Here is a 19690-nt window from a genome sequence, read left to right as displayed (position 1 = left end):
TCTATTTTCTATTCGTATTAATTTACTGAATAATTACGAATTTACTATTTCACAGCTTTCTGATTATAACACAGTGAATATAGAATTGCAAGCTATTTATAAAAATTTCTGTTTTTTGGCCATCTGAACAAATTCTTCATTTGTCTTTGTCTTTGAGAACATGTTCAGAATCTGTTCTACCGCATCCTCCGCCTTAAGACTGTTCAAGGCTCTGCGCATATTGTAGACCGTTTCCTGTTCTTCTTTTGTAAGAAGAAGATCCTCTCGTCTGGTACCAGATTTCTGAATATCAATTGCAGGGAATACACGTTTCTCCTGAAGCTTACGGTCCAGGACAAGTTCCATATTACCCGTTCCCTTGAACTCCTCATAAATCACATCATCCATCTTACTTCCGGTATCCACAAGAGCTGTGGCAAGGATCGTGAGGCTTCCGCCCTCTCTCATATTACGCGCCGCACCAAAAAACCGCTTTGGCATATGAAGTGCCGCCGGATCCAGACCACCGGAAAGAGTCCTTCCGCTCGGAGTTACGCAGAGATTATAAGCCCTTGCAAGCCTTGTGATAGAATCAAGAAGTATCGTAACATCCTGCTTGTGCTCTACAAGACGGCGTGCGCGCTCCACAACCATCTCTGAAACACGCTTATGGTGCTCCGGAAGTTCGTCAAACGTAGAATAAATAACTTCTACATTATCACCCTGAATCTCTTCTTTAATGTCCGTTACTTCCTCCGGGCGTTCATCAATCAGAAGAATAAGGAGATGCATGGATGGGCTGTTCTGCAGGATAGATTTTGCCACATCCTTGAGAAGCGTGGTCTTACCTGCTTTCGGCGGAGATACGATCATACCTCTCTGCCCTTTTCCAATTGGACTCAAAAGATCCATGATACGCATTGCAACCGTTCCCCCCGGTCGCTCCATTCGAAGTTTTTCGTTCGGAAAGATCGGTGTCATATCTTCGAAATTATATCGCTTCGGTCCCTCACTTGGATGAAATCCATTGATGGAATCTACATAGAGAAGTGCACTGAATTTCTCGCCCTGCGTCTTGATTCGGATATTTCCTTTCAGAATATCACCCGTCTTCAGATTAAATCGACGGATCTGAGACGGTGAAACATAGATATCATTTTCGCCCGGCAGATAATTCTCACAGCGGATAAAACCATATCCATCCGGAAGTACTTCCAGAATACCGTTTGCCTTCTCTCCACTGTCAAGCTGTGCCGTCTCTCTGTTTTCACGTGCCCGAAATTCCTGACGTACCGGTCTTTCACCTGGAATGTCAAAATTTCTTTGCTCTCTCACCGGTTCCTCAGCCTTTTCTGTCTGCACGCTTTCCTGTGTCTTAGGGGATGTTTCTTTTTGAACCGCTGCTTCTCTTTCATCTTCCTGCAGCATACGGTCGATCAGTTCCGGCTTTCTCAGAGTGGAAATCCCCTTTAAACCTCTTGCCTTTGCTAAATCTTTTAATGTCGCCAATGACAATGATTCATATTTTTCTCTCATAAAAAACCTCTGTTTCTCAATTTCAAAAATCGTAACTGTTCCGTTTAATGTACCAAATTTCCAACAACACCATAAGAGACAACACACATAATAACAGTCGCCATGATAAGACCGCAGAAAATTGCGATTGAAGACTTTTTGATATCAACTTCCAGAAGAGATGCGATCAGAGACCCTGTCCATGCACCTGTTCCGGGAAGGGGTACCCCTACAAACAACAAAAGTCCCAGAAATTCATATCTCTTGATCTGATCACTCTTGCCCATTGCACGATTTTCCAGCTTTATGATAAAGCTACGGAAGAGCTTTGTTTTTTTGAGCCATTTAAAAATCTGTTTGATAAACAGAAGGATAAACGGGATCGGAATAATATTTCCTATGATACAGATAGGAATTGCCTTCATCATAGAGACATTAAGAAGTGATGCCGCAAGAAGTCCTCCCCTTAATTCCAGGATCGGGATCATGGAAATGATAAAAATCACCACTTCTCTTGATACATGCTGTCCGAGAGTGTCTGTAAACCAGTTTACTAAAACTTCCAATATAAATTCTCCTTATTTATTTAAATATTCTCCGAGAAAATCCAGGAAGGTTTCCATCTCTTCTCTCGTTCCTACAGTGATGCGAAGATGATTTCCAGTCCGGCCGCCCGGGAAATATCTTACATAGATATGACGCTCACGCAACGCCTTAAAGAGTTCCTCTGCCGGACAGCTCTCATGCGTTGCAAAAATAAAGTTTGCTCTGGAATCCTCGAAAGAAAATCCCAGTTTCACCAGTTCCTTCTTTGTCCATTCTCTTGTCTCTATAATTTTATGACAGGTTTCACAAAAATACTCCTGATCTTTCACCGCTGCCACACCTGCTGCCAGAGCAGTTCTGTCCATTGTATAAGAATTAAATGAATATTTTACATCATTCAGATATTTGATCAGTTTCGGTGAGCCCATAGCAAATCCGATTCTCATACCTGCCATAGATCTTGACTTGGAAAAGGTCTGAACGATCAGAAGGTTCTCATATTTCTCGATTAACGGAAGTGCTGACTGTGTGCCAAAGTCCACATAGGCTTCATCCACGATCATGATCACATCCTGATTGTGTGCCACGATATCTTCAATCTCAGAAAGCGGCATTACAACACCGGTAGGTGCATTTGGATTCGGGAATATGATTCCCCCGTTTTCTCTGAAATAGTCTTCTTTTCGAATGTGAAAATGCTCATCCAGTGCAGGTCTCTCATATGGAATTCTGAAAAGGTCTGCCCACACATCATAAAAAGAATATGTAATGTCCGGAAACAGAATCGGTTTCTCACTGTTAAAGAACGTAAGAAAACTCATTGCAAGTACATCATCAGATCCTACCCCTACAAATACCTGATCATCCTGAAGCCCGTAATTATCAGCAATTGCATGTACAAGATCTAATGCAGCCGGGTCCGGGTAAAGTCGTAAGGTGTCTGTATCCATGCCACGAAGCACTTCTCTTACTCCCGGTGCCGGTGGATATGGATTTTCATTTGTGTTCAGTTTGATCATATCCGGCTGGTCAGGTTGTTCTCCCGGAGTATACGGAACAACTCTGCGGATATTATTTTCCCAGTTTACCATGTCATAGTCCCCTTTCACATATTTGCTATTGTACATATTCTTCCTATGTTTGTCAAAGATTTCTTTGCGCCCTGATTATGTTATTATACCCGGAATGAACAGTTTTCCATAGAAGCGACCTTTTTTGCACATAAAATAAGACACTCCCCGGCATACTGCGGACGTTTCCTTGAAGTAATATCTGTTGCTGTCACACGTCCTTGCTGTCCCTATTATAAGTTATGCCGGGGAGAATTGTCTATCTTGATTATTAAATTGTATGTCTCGGGATTTTGGCAAACAACATGCCAAAACGCCTCGCGGGATACTACCTTCTGAATAGTTACTGTATATCTTTTAAATACGGGCTACGCCGGTTCTCTTTGCTGCCTCGGCAACCGCTTTGGCTACCGCCGGTCCCACTCTCTTATCGAACGCCTTCGGAATGATATATTCCGGAGAAAGTTCCTCATCTGTAATCAGATTTGCAAGCGCTTCAGACGCTGCAATCTTCATTTCATCATTGATATCACTTGCTCTTACATCAAAAGCACCTCTGAATACGCCAGGGAATGCAAGCACATTGTTGATCTGGTTCGGGAAGTCACTTCTTCCTGTTGAGATAACTTTGGCTCCGCCTGCTTTGGCATCATCCGGGAAGATTTCCGGAGTCGGGTTTGCACATGCAAAGATGATCGCATCTTTGTTCATGGTCTTAACCATCTCTGTTGTAACTGCTCCCGGTGCGGATACACCGATAAATACATCTGCACCAACCAGCATATCTGCCAGAGAACCTGCTTTCTTATCCAGATTGGTCACTTTGCTCATTTCATCTTTGACTGGGTTCATTCCTTCCGGACGTCCCTCATAGATCGCACCCTTTCTATCACAGAGTGTGATGTTCTTAAATCCGGCTGTAAGAAGCAGACGTGCGATAGAGATTGCTGCTGCTCCGGCTCCATTCATTACAACACGGACATCCTCTTTCTTCTTGCCGACAACTTTAAGTGCATTGGTAAGACCTGCCAGTGTGATGATCGCAGTACCATGCTGGTCATCATGGAAGATCGGAATATCACATTTTTCTTTCAGTTTCTTCTCGATTTCGAAACATCTCGGTGCGGAAATATCTTCCAGGTTTACTCCACCGAAAGAACCGGAGATCATGTAGATTGTATTTACGATCTCATCCACGTCGTTGCTTTTAATGCAGAGCGGGAATGCATCTACATCACCAAATGCCTTGAAAAGGACACATTTACCTTCCATAACCGGCATTCCGGCTTCCGGTCCGATGTTTCCAAGTCCAAGAACAGCAGAACCGTCTGTAACTACCAGACACATGTTCCATCTTCTTGTGAGTTCGTAGGATTTGTTTACATCCTTCTGGATTTCCAGACAAGGCTGTGCAACTCCAGGTGTATAAGCAAGTGACAGATCATCCTTATTTTCTACAGGTACTCTTGTTACAACTTCAATCTTACCTTTCCATTCTCCATGCAGTCTTAAAGATTCTTTTGCATAATCCATTTCTGTTGTCCTCCCTGGTATCTTAAATTTTGTGAAGCCGTATGATTCCGGCCGCCTTCTGTTGTTACTGTTCCTCCGTTCACAGCAACCATCTATTCTAATCTATTAATAATTTCCTGTAAAGAATTTACTGTCTTTTGGAAGCTCATATCCTTCAAAATATTTACCAAAGTCAAGTTTGAGATATCCACACAGATTTGCAAGTTCGACCATCGTATTGTCGTTTACCGGAATTCCATGCTCTCTTCTTTCTTTTTCTGCAAAGACTTCTTTTTCACCATGTGTATAAATACGGTCTTTGCCTTCTGCCTTCGGGCTTTCTCTCAAAGCTTCCAGATATTCTGAAAAATGTCTGCGGATTGCCTGAGGATTACCAAATGCAGCCGGATCGATCGCCATAAATCCATGACAGATTCCTGTTTTATCCGGGAATGTACAGCAGTGATCTGAAGTAACACCCATGGAAAGAATGGAACTGAACAGTTCACACAGCATACCATATCCATATCCCTTGTGGCTTCCTGTAACTTCTTCATTTCCACCAAGGGGCATGATTCCGCCGCCCTTCTTTGCGACAATATTGGCAAGGACATCCGGTGCGTCTGTACTTGCATGACCATCCTTGTCCAGTGCCCATCCATCAGGAAGCGGTTTCTCCATCTTGTTGTACATCTCGAGTTTTCCTCTCGTAACTACTGTGGTAGAGCAGTCAAAGAAGAACGGATACGGGTCTGCCGGCATAGCTACTGCGATCGGATTTGATCCAAGCATGGCTTTTTTGCCAAACGTAGGAACCATAATAGCCTCTGAATTGGTGCAGGCCATTCCCAGAAGTCCCTCATCGCACGCCATCTTTGCATAATATCCGGCGATACCGAAATGATTTGACTCACGGACAGTTACAATTCCAACTCCGGTTTTTTTGGCTTTTTCGATGGCTTTCTTCATTGCATAAACAGAAATAAGCTGTCCCATTCCATTATGGCCGTCAATCACTGCAGATATCGGTGTTTCAAATACAACTTCAGGCTTTGCCTGCGGATGAATCGTTCCCTTTTCGATTCCCTTATGATAACGCACCATTCTCTGCATACCATGACTTTCTATCCCATAAAGGTCAGCAGTAAGAAGCACATCCTTGATCTGATTGCTTTCTTCCTCTGTAAAACCAAACGCCTTGAATACGTCTCCGCAAAAATGATTCAGTGTCTCATATGACCATTTCACATATCCCATTGTTTCGTCCCTCTTTCCGGTAGTGCCGATTTTATTTATTGGCATTACCAATTTGTATTTTAATTATACCACCGGTATTACCAAAATACAATAGAGGTCATATCAATTTATTCTGTAAAAATGCCCAAAATTTCTCAGGATTTTTTTTGCATTTCTTCCATATAACGTTCAATCGTATCCATATGTTCGGACATACATCGTTCCGCCTGTTCTACATCTCCGTTGATGATCGCCTCAACAAGCCGATGATGCTGGTCATCAACCTCTCTGGCAGAATTATTCTTCTTCATAATGTAGTCTCTCGTCCCGGAAACAATATTCTCAGTAAGCTGATCCGCTGCCGCAAGGACACTGTAGACCATCGGGTTATCTGCGATCTTTGCAATCTTCTGGTGAAGTTCGCGATCCAGCTCACCCCGTATCTTTTCATCTTCTGCCGCATCCAGACGCGCAAGAATCATCCATAATTCAGCTGCATCCAGCGGTGTGCACTTTCTTGCTGCAAGAATTGCCGCTTCTCTTTCCAGCGCCGCACGGAACTGCTGATTCTGACGCAGATATCCATTATTTAATTTAAAAAGTATTGATAATGGTCCGATCAGCCAGGTATCCAGATCCTCCGTAATATAATTCCCGCCTCCCGGTACCGACTTAACTATTCCCAGCAGTTCCAGTGCTCTCAGAACTTCTCTGACTGCCGGTCTGGACACTCCCATGGTCTCCGCCATCGTCCGCTCAGCCGGAAGGGCAGCTCCCGCCTTGAGATTGCCATTCTGAATGTTCTCTATGATCTGATTTAAAATTCCGTTAAAAGCCCGTTCATCCCCAATTTCTTTAAACATACTCTCTATGCCTCCGCATTCCATTTCCGCCTGTATATTTCTTACAGACGGTATCATTTTTTCACTGTCTGTCGCATGCAGTTCATTTTTGGTACAACTGCACAGTATGACAGTTATTTCTTATTATAATATAGCATTTCTGACAGTTTACAGCAAGTATCCTCTGATAGTTTAACTGCATTCTTTTATGTACAAAAAAGGATGCAGTCAGAGACCGCACCCTTTTGATATGTTTATTTTGATTTTTTGGCTTTTTCATATTCCTTCAGTTCCCTCAGTGCCTTCTCGCCCTGCGGATACAATATAATAATATTGAATATCGTCATCAGTCCGATTCCCACATCCCCGAGGTCCCATACGAAGGTATAAGCCGCAAGACCGCCGATAAACAGCATGACCAGTGCAAGTACTTTATAAACAGTCTGCCATGCCCAGCTGTCTCCGAAAAGATATGCCACGTTACTTCTTGCATAAAACAGAATTCCAAGGAAGGTTGAAAAGCTGAACAAAAACAGCGTCACTGCAATAAAAATGACACCAAATTTTCCCAGATGATGCTCCATCGCAGTCTGCAGAAGATCCATTCCGGAAAGTCCTGCGACCTTTTCTTCAGGAGCCAGAAGCATGATCATTGCTGTACAGCTGCAGATCACGATCGTATCTACAAAAACTCCAAGCGCCTGAACCAGCCCTGCCTTGACCGGCTGATCACATTCCGCTGCTGCTGCCGCACAGGGTGCAGATCCAGAGCCTGCTTCATTAGAAAAAAGTCCTCTCTTGACTCCATTCATCAGCACTGCACCAAAACCTCCTGCTGCCGCCTGGCGAAATCCAAAGGCCTCCTGAAAAATTCTTCCGAAAACTCCCGGCAGTCTTCCGATATTCAGTACAATGATCAGGATCGTGATTGCAAAATAGCACACCGCCATCACCGGCACGATCATATCCAGAACCTTCACCGTTGCATTCTTTCTAAGTACGATCACCGCCGCAACCACAACAAGTATAACGGTTGTCCAGATTGGCGGGATTGAGAATGCATTTTTAAAAGAAGAAACAACCGAATTGCTGATCACCTGACTGATACCGCACCAGCAGATCAGACCTGAAATTGCAAACAACACGGAAACAGCAACCTTTTTTCTTTTTTTCTTCTGTTTTTCCTCCACATAGGCGTGGATATAATATGCCGGCCCGCCTCTGTAGCCTCCGTATAAAGGATCCTTTTCTTTGTATATCTGTGCCAGTGTTGCCTCTATAAAAGCAGTGGACGAACCGATCAGTGCAGTCACCCACATCCAGAAAACTGCACCTGCACCTCCTGCTGAAATTGCAGCAACTACCCCGACCAGATTTCCCATCCCAACTCTTGTCGCAGTTGATACGATCAGCGTCTGGAAGGATGAGAGACTGTTTTTTTCCTTTTTCTTCTCAACCAGTGCACCTACCATATCCGGAAACAGGCGGATCGGAAGAAATCGCGTCCGAATCGTAAAGTAAATTCCTGTCGGAATCAGCAAAATGATCAGAAGCGAGATGCCGAGTGAGCTTCCTCCCGGAAGCGGAATCTGTACCAGGTCTCCCCACAGGAAACTGTAAATTTTTTCAATCAATGTAACTATCATAACTTTAAATCCTCTCCACTTTCACACGCCCAGGAGAATATTTTCTCTCGGACAGATACTATTTCAGTATAGCTCAGATCGACCTGTAAATACAAGCACTTTTGGGATTTAAAGTCAAAAAATCTTCCGGACAGATTTTGTTAACAGATTCCAAGGGCTTCTTTCGCAAGTTTATCCACCATATCATTGTATTTATCATTGGAGTGGCCTTTAACCTTACGAAATTCAATATTTACCTTCTGTTTTGCCTTCCGGTAGAAATCACGATAGGCGATCGTTCCGGCTTTATTTGCCTTCCAGTCACCGTTACACCAGCTCGCGATTCCCTGATAATCATGGTATATGATAATAGAAGGAATCTTATGATCCAGTGCATACTGCATGGCAGCTTCGCTTCCTTTGATCTCTCCGGCTACGTTCCGCATCTGTGCCAGTTCCGGGTCGGACATTTTCTGTGAAAACTTCTCTTCACGGCCATCGATCAGAACAACCATCCCATAGGAAAACTCTTTCGTTGCCGCATGGTAGCTTCCGTCCACGTAGATTTCCACTGCACCGGATGCCGGGGTTCCTGTCTGTATCCTGCCTGCCACCGCACACTCTGTGCCGGATATTCCGGAATCCAAACCAGCCACTGCACTACCAATTCCCAGATATTCTTTCGCCTCTGCTTCCGTTCCAAAGCTCTTATATATTGCTCCCGGATATCCCATTACCTGCTTCTTGCAATCATCCCAAGTGAGGAACATTCCTGTTTTTCTTCCCTGTTTTACTGCATAAAATTTCTTCTTTGCCATCCTGCCTCCTGACTTGTTTCGTATAAAAAGGAGCCATCCTATAATGAGGACAGCTCCAAAACGGATTTTTCTAACTTATTCAGCAACTGCAATTGCTTCTACTTCGCACAGAACGTTCTTTGGAAGCTGTTTTACAGCGACACAGGAACGAGCCGGTTTGCTGGTAAAGTATTTCTCATAAACTGCATTGAATGCAGCGAAATCTGCCATATCAGCAAGGAAACAGGTTGTCTTTACAACGTTGTCAAATGTAAGGCCAGCCTCCTCAAGGATTGCTCCTACGTTCTTGCAGGACTGCTCTGCCTGAGTTTCGATCTTATCTCCTGCAACTTCGCCTGTTGCCGGGTCTACCGGGATCTGTCCGGATGCGAATACAAAGTTTCCTACCATTTTGGCCTGTGAGTATGGTCCGATTGCTGCTGGTGCATTCTTGGTTTCAAGTGTTTTCATGATAAATTCCTCCGTTCTATATTTTCTTCATCATACCACCAAAAATTTTGTTTAGCAATATATTTTTTTGTATTTCTCGATGTCCTTCAGAAAGATCCTGCCGGAAAAGGCAATATGAGGAAGCTCATAAAACCTGGCGTTCTTAGGGCAAATCGGCCGATACAGTGGATCTGCCAGGATGATTCCGGCATCCTTCAGGAGTTCTTCCATTTCTTCTTCCCCTCTGGCTGTACAGTCGTTTTCGCCAAGAAGTCCCTCCTGTGTTTCCAGCGGGCAGATCACGCGAACTGCTCTGTGATATTTTTTTTCGATCGAGGCCGCCAGGGATCCCATTGTCACAGCTTCACCGATGATCGTAATCTCCGGCAGTGACTGCAGGCGTTTTTGCAGATACGGAGCCTTTTGTTTTGTATCTGTCTGTTTTTCCGGCAGTTGTCTGTTTTTGTACTGTATTTTTTCGTTTAATGCCTGTATAAGTTCTTCTGTGAATCCGCCGATTGGTGTTCCTATTACATAGGAGGTGCCGATTTTTTCTTCAAGAACTCTTGCTGTCGGGAGTCCTACAGAGGAAACAACCAGATTCACTTCTGCATCCCCCGCATGAGATAAATTCTCCAGAGAATCTCCCATGGCCCAGGTAGACAGAACCTCCCAGCCATATTCTTTGAGCCTCTGTTTCATTGCATCTACATTTTGCTGTGGTCCGAAATCCAGAGGAGTTGCCCCAAGGATATTAAGTGTATGAAAATGTATCCGTTCTGTCTCAGCAGATGAAGGACTTCCATCTCTGAAAAAGGATTTTTCTTCCGTGACCACAATTTCCGTCTTTCTGACAAAGCGTGCTGCAATTTCCGCCAATGCAAGTCCTGCCCCGTAGGTGTAATCATGCATTCCATTGGTCGGGATTGCAAAGGACTGGATTCCGGTTTCTGTCTGGATCACCTGTGCAATCGCAGGAAAATCGGTTCCGTTCATAAACGGAATCGGAGAACCTGCAAGTGCAATAAACTCAGGTTTCAGTTCTCTTGCTGCTTCTTCAATATCTTTGATAAATTTTGCATCGTTTCCCATGACTGCATCTATCTCACTTAGGCCGGAGATATAGATCAGGCTGTCCTTGTCATACCAGCGGATCTCATCATGGGTATTGTATGTGGAATTGCATCCGGACGGATCGTGCATGACTACCATGCCGCCAAGCTCGTACAAAGCAGAGCATACACCGGAAACATCGGCTGTATAGACTGGTATGATTTTATATGACTGTCTCATATGCAGCTTTTGCACCCCCATCCTTTACGAACGATCAGATCCCTGGGATCTTTTTCTTTAAGAAAAGCTTCCGTCATCAGCTCCAAGGTTCTGCGGATTCCGTCAAAGCCCCAAAGTCCGCCGCCCTGTACCATATTGACGAAGTTTCGGCTTCCGGAAAACCAGGCTGCTTTCTGCCCGATGGCCAGTGTTCTGGTCTCTGAGTTTCGCGGAAGGACACGCATTTTGGCCTGGATCGTGGCACGTAATTCGAGGTCGGGATGATATGTTTTAAGCCAGTCAAAAGTAGATTTTTCTTCCGGGCTTATGCTGTCGAGATAGACGGCTGTCACCTGAAATTCATGCTCCAGGAGGATTTTTGCAAGGCCAAGTGGTCTTGGATGAAATAAATAATCCAGAACAATCGGTGTATCTCCTATAACAGTTTTTGTATGTCTGAAGGTATCTTCGCAGAGAGTAATTTCGCGTTCAAAAAATGCTTCGAGGTCGTCGGATAAGACGTTTTTTTCGATTCTAAGTGCATGGACCAGGCTTTGAATCTCTTCTTTGATTTCTCCATAATCGAAGCTTCCCGGAAGATACAGGTGTTGTCTTTTGAGGCGTTCTGCCAGTATATCTGCACCGTATTTTGCCGGTGGATAGCAGGAAATCAGGAGTTCTCCTGTTCCAAGCTGCTGGTATTCTTCCCATGTCCTGCATCCCGGCAGCTCTTTTAATGTGTATCCTGTGGTTCGCAGAATCCGTCTGATATCGCTGCTTTCATCAAGTGTAAAGTCGCTTCCGATAAGGCTTACTGTTCCGGAGACAGCCTTCTGTTCTGTGATAGGATCATACATTGCCTTTCGTAGTTTCTGATCTGGTGTAACCCCATGTTTCTGCATGATAGGATCCATAAAGCAGCGTACAAAAACAATCTGTGGAAAGCGTGCTTCCAGTTCTTCATATACCCTGTCCAGATCACATCCCAGGAAATGATGCAGACAGACTGTAAAAAGAAGTACTGCTTTTGGTTTCTGTTCCAGTTTATTCAGTACATCGGTCACGCCCTCTATCGTTACATCTTCCAGGTTTCCATTCAAAAGATTTTCTTCTTCTATGATCACGAAGGAAAATCGTTCTGCCGCATTCATCTCAGCTGCTGTCAGAACCACTCCACGCATGCAGTTATCTGCACAGACATAAATCTGGATTGCCTCGGGCATCAGCATTCCGGTGTGTACAATGTTCCAGTTTCCATGTGCGGGTGAATTGAATTCCAGTCCGGCCGGAAAGGGCACGGGAAAGGATGCTTTGCTGATGGTTGTGACTGCGCCTTCCGGATTTATTTCACCGCCAACTCGTTTTAACATAAGACATCCTTTCTGCAGAGGGTCAGGATCTGCTCTGCCAGTGTACGATATTCTTCTGCCATCTCACTTTCCGGATAGCATTCCATCAGGGTTTTTCCCTGTTCTTCTGCATCTGTGACCAGATTGCTGTGGGTGAGTTTTCCGATTATGGTGGTCTGGAAGTCTTCTGCAAGTTCCTGGACTTTTTCTTCTTCTCGTTTTACATTACGGCGGTTCAGGATGATTCCTCCGAGGGAGGCATAGCCACGGTTTTTGAAGTTCTGTACTGCCATTGCGATGTTGGCTCCGGCGTGGATCGCCATGTTTTCACCGGAAGTGATGATGAATACTTTGTCTGCATAGCCTTTTCGCATTGGCATGGAAAATCCGCCGCAGACAACATCTCCCAGGACATCGTAGAGGACAATGTCAGGCTTATAGATATCATAAGCTCCTGTTTCTTTGAGTTTTTCGAGGGCTGTGATAATGCCTCTGCCGGCACAGCCGAGTCCTGGTGTCGGTCCGCCTGCTTCAACGCAGATCACACCCTGATAACCGACTGTGGTCATGTCTTCCAGGCGGAGGTTTTGTTTTTTGTCATTGTATAAGTCCAGTACAGTCCGCATTGTTTTTCCGTGGCGGAGCTGGATGGTGGAGTCTGCTTTTGGGTCGCAGCCAATCTGCATAACGGTCAGGCCTTTTTCTGCGAGGGCTGCTGCTATGTTGGAAACGGTGGTGGATTTACCGATGCCGCCTTTGCCGTATACTGCAATTTTAATCATATTTAGCCTCCGTGTGTGTGATGACATTGGAATAGGCGGTTTTGGTTGATATGCCTTTGAGGCGGCCAATCTTGCCGGATAGTGCACTGATGATGTCCTGGGGTGCGTCTATGGCTATGCTGATGATGCTGATTTTTTTTTCGCGATAGGGGATCCCCATTCGGCCGATGATGTGGTCGCGGGCATCGTAGAGGAGCTGGTTGAGGCTTTCAATTGACTCGCTGTCTTCTACGATGATGGAGATTACTGCTACTCTTGTATCCATAGCTGATCCTCCTTGTATTGGTTTGGGATGATGAGTTTCTTCTAATCTGAGATAGAATTCGACTCCTGCCCGGGATGGAATTTGGCTTCTGTCCGAGATAGAATTCGACTCCTGCCCGGGATGGAATTTGGCTTCTGTCTGGGATGGAATTCGCCCCCTGCCCGGGATGGAATTTGGCTTCTGTCTGAGATAGAATTCGACTCCTGCTTGGGATGGAATTTGGCTTCTGTCCGAGATAGAATTCGACTCCTGCCCGAGTAGAAAACTGGATTGAACTGACGGTAAACGGAGATTTCGTCGAGAGTTACGTGCTAGCTGCTGCCACCGAGCGCACTGTCTGAGGCGAAGCCGAGTTTGCGCGAATGGCAGCAAACAAGCGCACGTAACGAACAGAAATCGCAGTGTGTCAGAAAACCAGTTTTCTATCCCGGGCAGGTTGATTCAAGTTTCTACTCAACAGGTTAATTCGATTTTCTGCTCAGACAAGAATGTCCTCTGTAATCTGCTATATATCTGTATGATGCTTTGTATTAGCAGATACGTGGCAGTAGTTCTCCTCCTGGCTGTGGAAGAAGTGCCTGTGTTCCAATCTCGGTAGTCATGACTACCTTACCTGGCTGATCGGCGGTGACTTCTCCGATAATGGCTGCATCTTTGGAGTAAGGGCACTGGCGAAGGGTCTCGACAATTTTTTCTGCCTCGGATTTTGGTGCCATGATCACCATTCGTCCCTCGCATGCCAGATAAAGGGGTTCGAGTCCGAGCATTCCACAGACGCCCTTAACTTCCGGTGCGACCGGAACAGCGGCTGCATCAAGACGGATTCCTACATTACTCTGTCCGGCAATTTCATAAAGGACAGTTCCCACACCGCCGCGGGTAGCATCACGGATCACATGGAGATTATGGGTAGTATTCATCACTGCCTCTACCGTATTCCAAAGTGGTGCGCAGTCGCTTGTGACATCAGCTTCGATGCCAAAATCTTCTCTTGCAAGAAGAATAGTGCATCCATGTCTTCCCACATCGCCGGTCACAATGATTGCATCTCCAGGCTGTGCCAGTGTTCCGCCAACCCTGACTCCTTCTTCGATCTGTCCCATTCCTGTAGTAGTAATAAAGACACCATCTACCTGACCTTTTCCGGCTACTTTGGTATCTCCGGACACGATATGTACGCCGGCCTCCGATGCGGTTTTTTCCATAGTTGCTGCGATTTCTTCCAGTTTTTCCATTGGAAATCCTTCTTCAATGACAAACGCGCAGGTCAGGTACAGAGGTTTTGCCCCCATGCATGCAAGATCATTGACTGTGCCGCAGATAGAAAGTTTTCCGATATTTCCTCCCGGGAAGAATGCCGGTGAGACGATAAATCCATCCGTAGAAACTGCCATTTTTCCTGCTGGTGGAGTCAATACTGCTGCATCGTCTGCAGTCAGATCCGGATTGGCAAAGTGTGCCGCAAAGATCCGGTCGATCAGTTCAGAGGTCTGACGACCTCCTGCTCCATGTGCCATTGTTACTGTTTTATCTTTTAAAGTGCTCATAAGATTATCCTCTTTTCTATCATATCTTTCAACATAGTTATGCCCTGTTTTACTGATTGACCCGACAATTATTTACAATCTCCATACGCATAATAAGCGGAACAGGCACCTTCGTTAGAAACCATGCAGGCTCCTATTGGATGCTGCGGGGTGCATCCCTTTCCGAACACTTTACAGTCGGATGGCTTACATTTTCCTTGTAGGACATCGCCACATCTGCATGCCGGATTGGCTTTTCCCTGAATCGGTGGAATGGCGTATTTCTTTCGTGCATCAAACGTGCTCCACGCTTCTTTAAGCTGAACGCCTGACTTTGGAATCACCCCAAGACCTCGCCACTCGCTGTCGCAGGCTTCTGTCATTTCATCTGTGAGCTGCTGTGCTTCTCTGCTTCCTTCTGGCTTTACCACCCTCGGATAACAGTTTACAAAGAATGGTTTTCCTTCCTGAAATTTCGCCAGTGAAACAGCCAGGGCCGTCAGGAGTTCTTTCGCTGTAAAACCGGCAACTACTCCACTTACTCCCTCATTTACCAGATCTTCACAGAGTTCTGTCCCTGTAATGGCATTGACATGTCCCGGATATAGAAAGACATCCGCACTTCCTTTCAGTGCTTCATAAGCCTGGGGCATCGTCTTGTTTGCCATCAGAAGTGAATAATTAGAAAGTCCATCTTTCTTTGCCTGTTTCACAGAAAGACACTCTGCCGGAGTCGTAGTCTCAAACCCGACAGAGAGGAAAACAACCTGTTCTTCCGGATGTTCCAGGGCATATTTTTCAGCATCTGCCGGAGAATAGACAATGCGGATTTTGGCTCCTTTTTCTCTTGCTCCTGCAAGGCTCAGCTTTGTTCCCGGCACACGTACCAAATCGCCAAATGTGCAGATTGTCACGCCTTTTTCCAGTGCAAGCCACACTGCCTCATCGATAAAACTAACCGGTGTCACACAGACCGGACATCCCGGTCCTGAAATCAGTTCCACCTGCGGCGGCAGAAGCTTACGGATTCCCAGGCGAAAAATCTCATGTGTATGTGTTCCGCAGACTTCCATGATACGAACTGCCGGTCCGTCGTAATTCTCTATGATCTCTCTCGCTGTTCTTTTTTTCTCTTCTCCCATTACAGCAGTTCCTCCATCAGATGATCGGTTTCATCCTCATCTTCGTCTGTGATCTTTGCGATTGCCACACCTGCATGAACCATCACATAATCACCCGGTTCTAGATCCTCAAGAAGCTGGGCAGAAACCTCTCTTTTGGCTCCGCCGGCATCCACAACTGCTGTTCCTTCACTGATTTTTACTACCTTTGCTGATAATCCTACACACATGTAAATACCTCCCTGATTCTGTATGCAAACAAGTCCCTCTCTCTGCCTTTCGCAGTTGAAGCAGAGAACTTACCTGCTTTGGTTAACTGGTCATTTGTTCCGTGATTTTCCTTCAAGATATGTCATCGCATACACGGCCTGTCCAAGTGCGATTCCGCCGTCATTTGGCGGAATAAGCTGGTGTTTCAGAACCTCAAATCCCCTGTCTCTCAGCATATGATCCGTAAGTTCCAGAAGCAGTCGGTTCTGGAAAACACCGCCGCTCAAGGCAGCCTTATTGCAGTCTCTCTTCTCCCTGATCCGCACACAGATTTCTGTAATCTGACGGGCAAGTTCTTCATGAAAAAAGTATGCCAGCCTTCCCACTTCTTCTCCGTTTAGTCTTTGATCCAGGATAGTTCTGATCAGTCCCTCTGTGTTGAGAAGCATCCTGCCCTCTGTATCTGTTACTCTGTCGTCTTTCCTCTTCTGATATTGCCTTTCCTGCATACCAGATCGCATAGCATCCAACAAAAACTTCTTATTTTTCTGTATTTCAGACATTTTTTTTGCTCTGTATTCTTCCGCTGCAAATTCCAGTGCCATAGAAGCCTCCCCTTCAAAGGTAGATTTTCTGCAGATTCCAAGTATCGCACTCACTCCGTCAAAAAGTCTTCCTGCACTGGTGGATATCACTGTATTGATCCTGCGGTCTGCCATGGTAAACTGTACGTTCGCTTCCTGCTTCGTACAAAGTTCCAGCTTTTCTATGATCTCAGCCGCTTTTTCTCTGTCACCCATCAGGCCATAGATCAGCGATACCGCAATCCTCCAGCCTTCTTTGGAGGAAGTATCTCCGCCAGGCTGAAGAAATGGCATCACGCTTCCCAGTCGCTCAAATCCATTTCTGTCTGACAGAAGGATTTCTCCTCCCCAGATTGTTCCGTCGGTTCCATATCCGGTGCCGTCAAACGATATTCCAATCACCTGATCTGCACAGTCATTCTCTGCCATACAGGACAGAATGTGTGCATAGTGATGCTGCACTTTGAGCACCGGAAGTCCCAGTTCTTCTGCGACCATCACTGAATTATACCGCGGGTGCATGTCGCAGCAGACAATCTCCGGCTCCACCTCCAGAAGAGTTTCCAGCCGTCCGATGGTTTCTCTGAGTGCTTTGACTGTACGCAGATCTTCCAGATCTCCCACATAAGGTGATGGATAAAAGCGGTTATCCACCCCAATACAGAAAGAGTTTTTGAGTTCTCCACCGATAGCCAGCACCTGCCCCTGATATGGTGTGGAAACCATAAACGGAAGCGGTGCATACCCTCTGGAACGGCGGATCATATATGGTTTCTTTTCATAAAAATCCATCACGGAATCATCTGCCCGGATACGGATCTTACGGTCATGAGACAGCATACAGTCACAAAAACCCCAAAGTTCCGTTTCTGCCTCCTGGTCATCACGGCAGATTGGTGCACCTGAGGTATTTCCACTGGTCATCACCAGAAATTCCGGCATTTCGATTCCATCATCGTACTGAAAAAGCAGAAGCTGTACCGGTGCATACGGCAGCATCACGCCAACCTTTGGGTTCCCCGGTGCCACAGAGGGACAGAGGATTTCTGCGTCTTTTCTTTTGTTCAGAAGCAGGATTGGTTTCTGATGACCATCCAGGATTTTCTCCTGTTCTTCTGTCATTTCGCATGCTTTTGTGACTGCTTTCAGATCCTTTGCCATCACCGCAAATGGCTTCATTGGCCTTCGTTTCAGCTGGCGAAGCCGACTGACTGCTGCTTCATTGGAAGCATCACAGCAGAGATGAAAACCTCCGATTCCCTTGATTGCAGCAATGCCACCCTCAGAAATCGTGTTTCTGACACAGGTAATTGCCTCTCTGCCACGCTCATCCCTGCCGATCAGATAAACTTCCGGTCCACATTCATTGCAGCATACCGGCTGTGCATCGTATCTTCTGGTCTTCGGATCGTGGTATTCTTCTGCACAGTCCGGACACATTGGGAACTCTTTCATGCTGGTCCGTTCACGGTCATACGGAAGCGAATCCAGGATTGTAAGTCTCGGTCCGCAGCAGGTACAGTTAATAAAAGGATGCAGATATCTCCGGTTCTTCGGATCAAACATCTCTTCCTTACATTCCTCGCAGATTGCAATATCCGGTGAGACAAAGATCTCTCCCTTTGTCTTTTCACTTTCGATAATGTCAAACTGTGCATAACTCTCCGGATTTTTTACGTTTTCCACATTTATCTTCAGGATTGCCGCCCTTTTTGGTGGACGATTCCGGATATCTGAGAGAAAACCCTCCACCGCTTCCTTTGGTCCCTGTGCATAGATTTCTACATAAGGGCCTTTGTTGCAGACATTTCCGCGAACCTTCCTCTCTGCTGCATGGCGGCTGACTGTAGGCCGGAATCCTACCCCCTGCACAATCCCGTAAACACGGATCCGTCTGGTGATCTCACTTATCATATGCTCACTCCCACCTGATATATTTTTACCTTCCGATCAGTTTTCCGGAAACTGCAAAATGTCTCATATTCACAAACATTCCAGTAAAATCCGCTGTCATCTGCTTCATACATTCATCTGCAAAAATAATATCAAAATCTCCATTTCGCACCAGTTCTATATAGTCCTCCTCATCTCGAAGTGCTGTATCTTTCTCCTTTTGAAGTTCCTTTTTCATCATGAACCAGCCTGCCGTCTGAACACTTCCTGCCCCTCTGTTCTGCAGTTCCCTGCGGACAGAATCTGCGATCACCTGCTGATGTACAACCAGAATTTTCTTATTCGTATAATCAATCTCCGGAAGCAGTTCCTCCACCAGAGGATAATCGATCTCATACGGAGTTCCGAAGGTTTTTTCCAGATATTGTGCCGTCGCGATCGCGGCCGGAGAGACAACGATATTTTTACTCACTGAGGAGGCTTTTTTTACTTCTTCAAGACCGTCCCCCATACAATAACAGACTGCCTGCATATCCTGTTTCTGACGGAACAGGTCACGTATTTTATCTGCTGCCGCAAGATCACTTACATCCTGCGGTGTCATTCCGAGAATCCCAACCCTCTTCTCATCCACGGGATATTTTTGTACCGCAAAGGTCTTAAAAAGCTCCAGAAAAGCCTTCTCCTCACCTTTGTCATAAAGCTCCATTCCATCTGTATCTACAGTAAGAACCGGAATGTTTATCTTCCTTTCTGTCATGCGTTTAAGTGCAAGATAATCGGTTGCGATCACTGCCGGAACCGGTGTCCCGATCACTGCTGCAAACGTCGCATCTACTTTCTGCGCGGCATCTGCAAGCTTGGCAACCAGTCGGTCATCTCTGCCCAGAATGGCATCCATATCCCGAAGTCCTGCACTGAAAATAGCACTTTTCTGTTCAAACCACCGCGGCTCATCAAAGCCGCAGACATTACCGGTGCATCCTCCGGCATCACAGATCACCACAATGCCTCCCAATTCAAAAAGCACTGATACTGCACCTGACTGATCCGGTGCAAACGGTGTCAGATATTTACGAAGTCCTCTCATTGTATTTCCCCCAATTTAAATCATTT

General features: G+C 45.7%; 18 protein-coding genes. All 18 read right to left on the bottom strand.

The window, feature by feature from the left end; genetic code table 11:
* Positions 1–96 precede the first annotated feature (96 nt).
* Entirely contained in the window at positions 97–1515 is a 1419-nt protein-coding gene (gene rho / locus LIR34_RS10415; RefSeq protein WP_173902715.1) for a transcription termination factor Rho, read from the bottom strand.
* 44 nt (positions 1516–1559) lie between these two features.
* A complete protein-coding gene (locus LIR34_RS10410) occupies positions 1560–2060 on the bottom strand; it encodes a COG2426 family protein (RefSeq protein ID WP_173902714.1) in 501 nt (166 codons plus the stop codon).
* A gap of 12 nt (positions 2061–2072) precedes the next feature.
* The gene (hisC, locus tag LIR34_RS10405) at positions 2073–3131 is read right to left on the bottom strand and encodes a histidinol-phosphate transaminase (protein WP_173902713.1); all 1059 of its coding nucleotides are present in this window, start codon (positions 3129–3131) and stop codon (positions 2073–2075) included.
* Positions 3132–3467: 336 nt separating this feature from the next.
* Positions 3468–4643 (bottom strand): NAD(P)-dependent malic enzyme, encoded by a 1176-nt coding sequence (locus tag LIR34_RS10400; protein ID WP_173902712.1) that lies wholly within the window; start codon positions 4641–4643, stop codon positions 3468–3470.
* 105 nt (positions 4644–4748) lie between these two features.
* The gene (locus LIR34_RS10395) at positions 4749–5879 is read right to left on the bottom strand and encodes an Ldh family oxidoreductase (protein ID WP_173902711.1); all 1131 of its coding nucleotides are present in this window, start codon (positions 5877–5879) and stop codon (positions 4749–4751) included.
* Positions 5880–6013: 134 nt separating this feature from the next.
* Positions 6014–6721, bottom strand: a complete 708-nt coding sequence (locus LIR34_RS10390; protein ID WP_161284882.1) for a FadR/GntR family transcriptional regulator — start codon at positions 6719–6721, stop codon at positions 6014–6016.
* Positions 6722–6954: 233 nt separating this feature from the next.
* Positions 6955–8346 carry an alanine/glycine:cation symporter family protein gene (locus LIR34_RS10385; RefSeq protein ID WP_173902710.1) on the bottom strand — a complete coding sequence of 464 codons (1392 nt, stop codon included), beginning with the start codon at positions 8344–8346 and terminating at the stop codon, positions 6955–6957.
* Between the two features lie 140 nt (positions 8347–8486).
* Positions 8487–9143 (bottom strand): ribonuclease H1 domain-containing protein, encoded by a 657-nt coding sequence (locus LIR34_RS10380; protein WP_161284880.1) that lies wholly within the window; start codon positions 9141–9143, stop codon positions 8487–8489.
* A gap of 75 nt (positions 9144–9218) precedes the next feature.
* On the bottom strand, positions 9219–9593 hold the full coding sequence (locus LIR34_RS10375; protein ID WP_022213698.1) for a RidA family protein: 375 nt from the start codon (positions 9591–9593) through the stop codon (positions 9219–9221).
* A 51-nt stretch (positions 9594–9644) separates the two neighbouring features.
* A complete protein-coding gene (locus tag LIR34_RS10370) occupies positions 9645–10865 on the bottom strand; it encodes a nitrogenase component 1 (protein ID WP_173902709.1) in 1221 nt (406 codons plus the stop codon).
* Positions 10862–12214, bottom strand: a complete 1353-nt coding sequence (locus LIR34_RS10365; protein WP_173902708.1) for a nitrogenase component 1 — start codon at positions 12212–12214, stop codon at positions 10862–10864. Before LIR34_RS10365 ends, LIR34_RS10370 begins: the two co-directional genes overlap by 4 nt.
* On the bottom strand, positions 12208–12975 hold the full coding sequence (locus LIR34_RS10360) for a nitrogenase iron protein NifH (protein WP_173902707.1): 768 nt from the start codon (positions 12973–12975) through the stop codon (positions 12208–12210). Before LIR34_RS10360 ends, LIR34_RS10365 begins: the two co-directional genes overlap by 7 nt.
* Positions 12968–13240: a TM1266 family iron-only hydrogenase system putative regulator gene (locus tag LIR34_RS10355; RefSeq protein WP_173902706.1), complete on the bottom strand. Its 273-nt coding sequence runs from the start codon at positions 13238–13240 to the stop codon at positions 12968–12970. Before LIR34_RS10355 ends, LIR34_RS10360 begins: the two co-directional genes overlap by 8 nt.
* Before the next feature lie 530 nt (positions 13241–13770).
* Positions 13771–14787, bottom strand: coding sequence for a hydrogenase expression/formation protein HypE (hypE, locus tag LIR34_RS10350; protein WP_173902705.1), 1017 nt, complete (start codon positions 14785–14787; stop codon positions 13771–13773).
* A 68-nt stretch (positions 14788–14855) separates the two neighbouring features.
* Entirely contained in the window at positions 14856–15908 is a 1053-nt protein-coding gene (gene hypD, locus LIR34_RS10345; RefSeq protein WP_173902704.1) for a hydrogenase formation protein HypD, read from the bottom strand.
* Positions 15908–16117 carry a HypC/HybG/HupF family hydrogenase formation chaperone gene (locus LIR34_RS10340; protein WP_161284873.1) on the bottom strand — a complete coding sequence of 70 codons (210 nt, stop codon included), beginning with the start codon at positions 16115–16117 and terminating at the stop codon, positions 15908–15910. Before LIR34_RS10340 ends, hypD begins: the two co-directional genes overlap by 1 nt.
* Positions 16118–16207: 90 nt before the next feature.
* Positions 16208–18595 carry a carbamoyltransferase HypF gene (gene hypF, locus LIR34_RS10335; RefSeq protein WP_173902703.1) on the bottom strand — a complete coding sequence of 796 codons (2388 nt, stop codon included), beginning with the start codon at positions 18593–18595 and terminating at the stop codon, positions 16208–16210.
* A 25-nt stretch (positions 18596–18620) separates the two neighbouring features.
* Positions 18621–19664 carry a nitrogenase component 1 gene (locus LIR34_RS10330; protein WP_173902702.1) on the bottom strand — a complete coding sequence of 348 codons (1044 nt, stop codon included), beginning with the start codon at positions 19662–19664 and terminating at the stop codon, positions 18621–18623.
* Positions 19665–19690 lie beyond the last annotated feature (26 nt).

Origin of the sequence: Blautia sp. MSK17_66 (genome assembly GCF_020538025.1) — a bacterium.
GTDB lineage: Bacteria > Bacillota > Clostridia > Lachnospirales > Lachnospiraceae > Blautia_A.
This window is presented reverse-complemented; position numbering and strand designations above follow the sequence as displayed.

Coding starts and splice junctions, on each gene's coding strand:
- LIR34_RS10385 (WP_173902710.1), bottom strand. CDS start 8,346: ATGATAGTTACATTGATTGAAAAAATTTACAGTTTCCTGTGGGGAGAC.
- LIR34_RS10375 (WP_022213698.1), bottom strand. CDS start 9,593: ATGAAAACACTTGAAACCAAGAATGCACCAGCAGCAATCGGACCATAC.
- LIR34_RS10365 (WP_173902708.1), bottom strand. CDS start 12,214: ATGTTAAAACGAGTTGGCGGTGAAATAAATCCGGAAGGCGCAGTCACA.
- LIR34_RS10400 (WP_173902712.1), bottom strand. CDS start 4,643: ATGGATTATGCAAAAGAATCTTTAAGACTGCATGGAGAATGGAAAGGT.
- LIR34_RS10355 (WP_173902706.1), bottom strand. CDS start 13,240: ATGGATACAAGAGTAGCAGTAATCTCCATCATCGTAGAAGACAGCGAG.
- rho (WP_173902715.1), bottom strand. CDS start 1,515: ATGAGAGAAAAATATGAATCATTGTCATTGGCGACATTAAAAGATTTA.
- LIR34_RS10370 (WP_173902709.1), bottom strand. CDS start 10,865: ATGAGACAGTCATATAAAATCATACCAGTCTATACAGCCGATGTTTCC.
- LIR34_RS10340 (WP_161284873.1), bottom strand. CDS start 16,117: ATGTGTGTAGGATTATCAGCAAAGGTAGTAAAAATCAGTGAAGGAACA.
- hisC (WP_173902713.1), bottom strand. CDS start 3,131: ATGGTAAACTGGGAAAATAATATCCGCAGAGTTGTTCCGTATACTCCG.
- LIR34_RS10390 (WP_161284882.1), bottom strand. CDS start 6,721: ATGTTTAAAGAAATTGGGGATGAACGGGCTTTTAACGGAATTTTAAAT.
- LIR34_RS10360 (WP_173902707.1), bottom strand. CDS start 12,975: ATGATTAAAATTGCAGTATACGGCAAAGGCGGCATCGGTAAATCCACC.
- hypF (WP_173902703.1), bottom strand. CDS start 18,595: ATGATAAGTGAGATCACCAGACGGATCCGTGTTTACGGGATTGTGCAG.
- LIR34_RS10330 (WP_173902702.1), bottom strand. CDS start 19,664: ATGAGAGGACTTCGTAAATATCTGACACCGTTTGCACCGGATCAGTCA.
- hypD (WP_173902704.1), bottom strand. CDS start 15,908: ATGGGAGAAGAGAAAAAAAGAACAGCGAGAGAGATCATAGAGAATTAC.
- LIR34_RS10380 (WP_161284880.1), bottom strand. CDS start 9,143: ATGGCAAAGAAGAAATTTTATGCAGTAAAACAGGGAAGAAAAACAGGA.
- LIR34_RS10395 (WP_173902711.1), bottom strand. CDS start 5,879: ATGGGATATGTGAAATGGTCATATGAGACACTGAATCATTTTTGCGGA.
- hypE (WP_173902705.1), bottom strand. CDS start 14,787: ATGAGCACTTTAAAAGATAAAACAGTAACAATGGCACATGGAGCAGGA.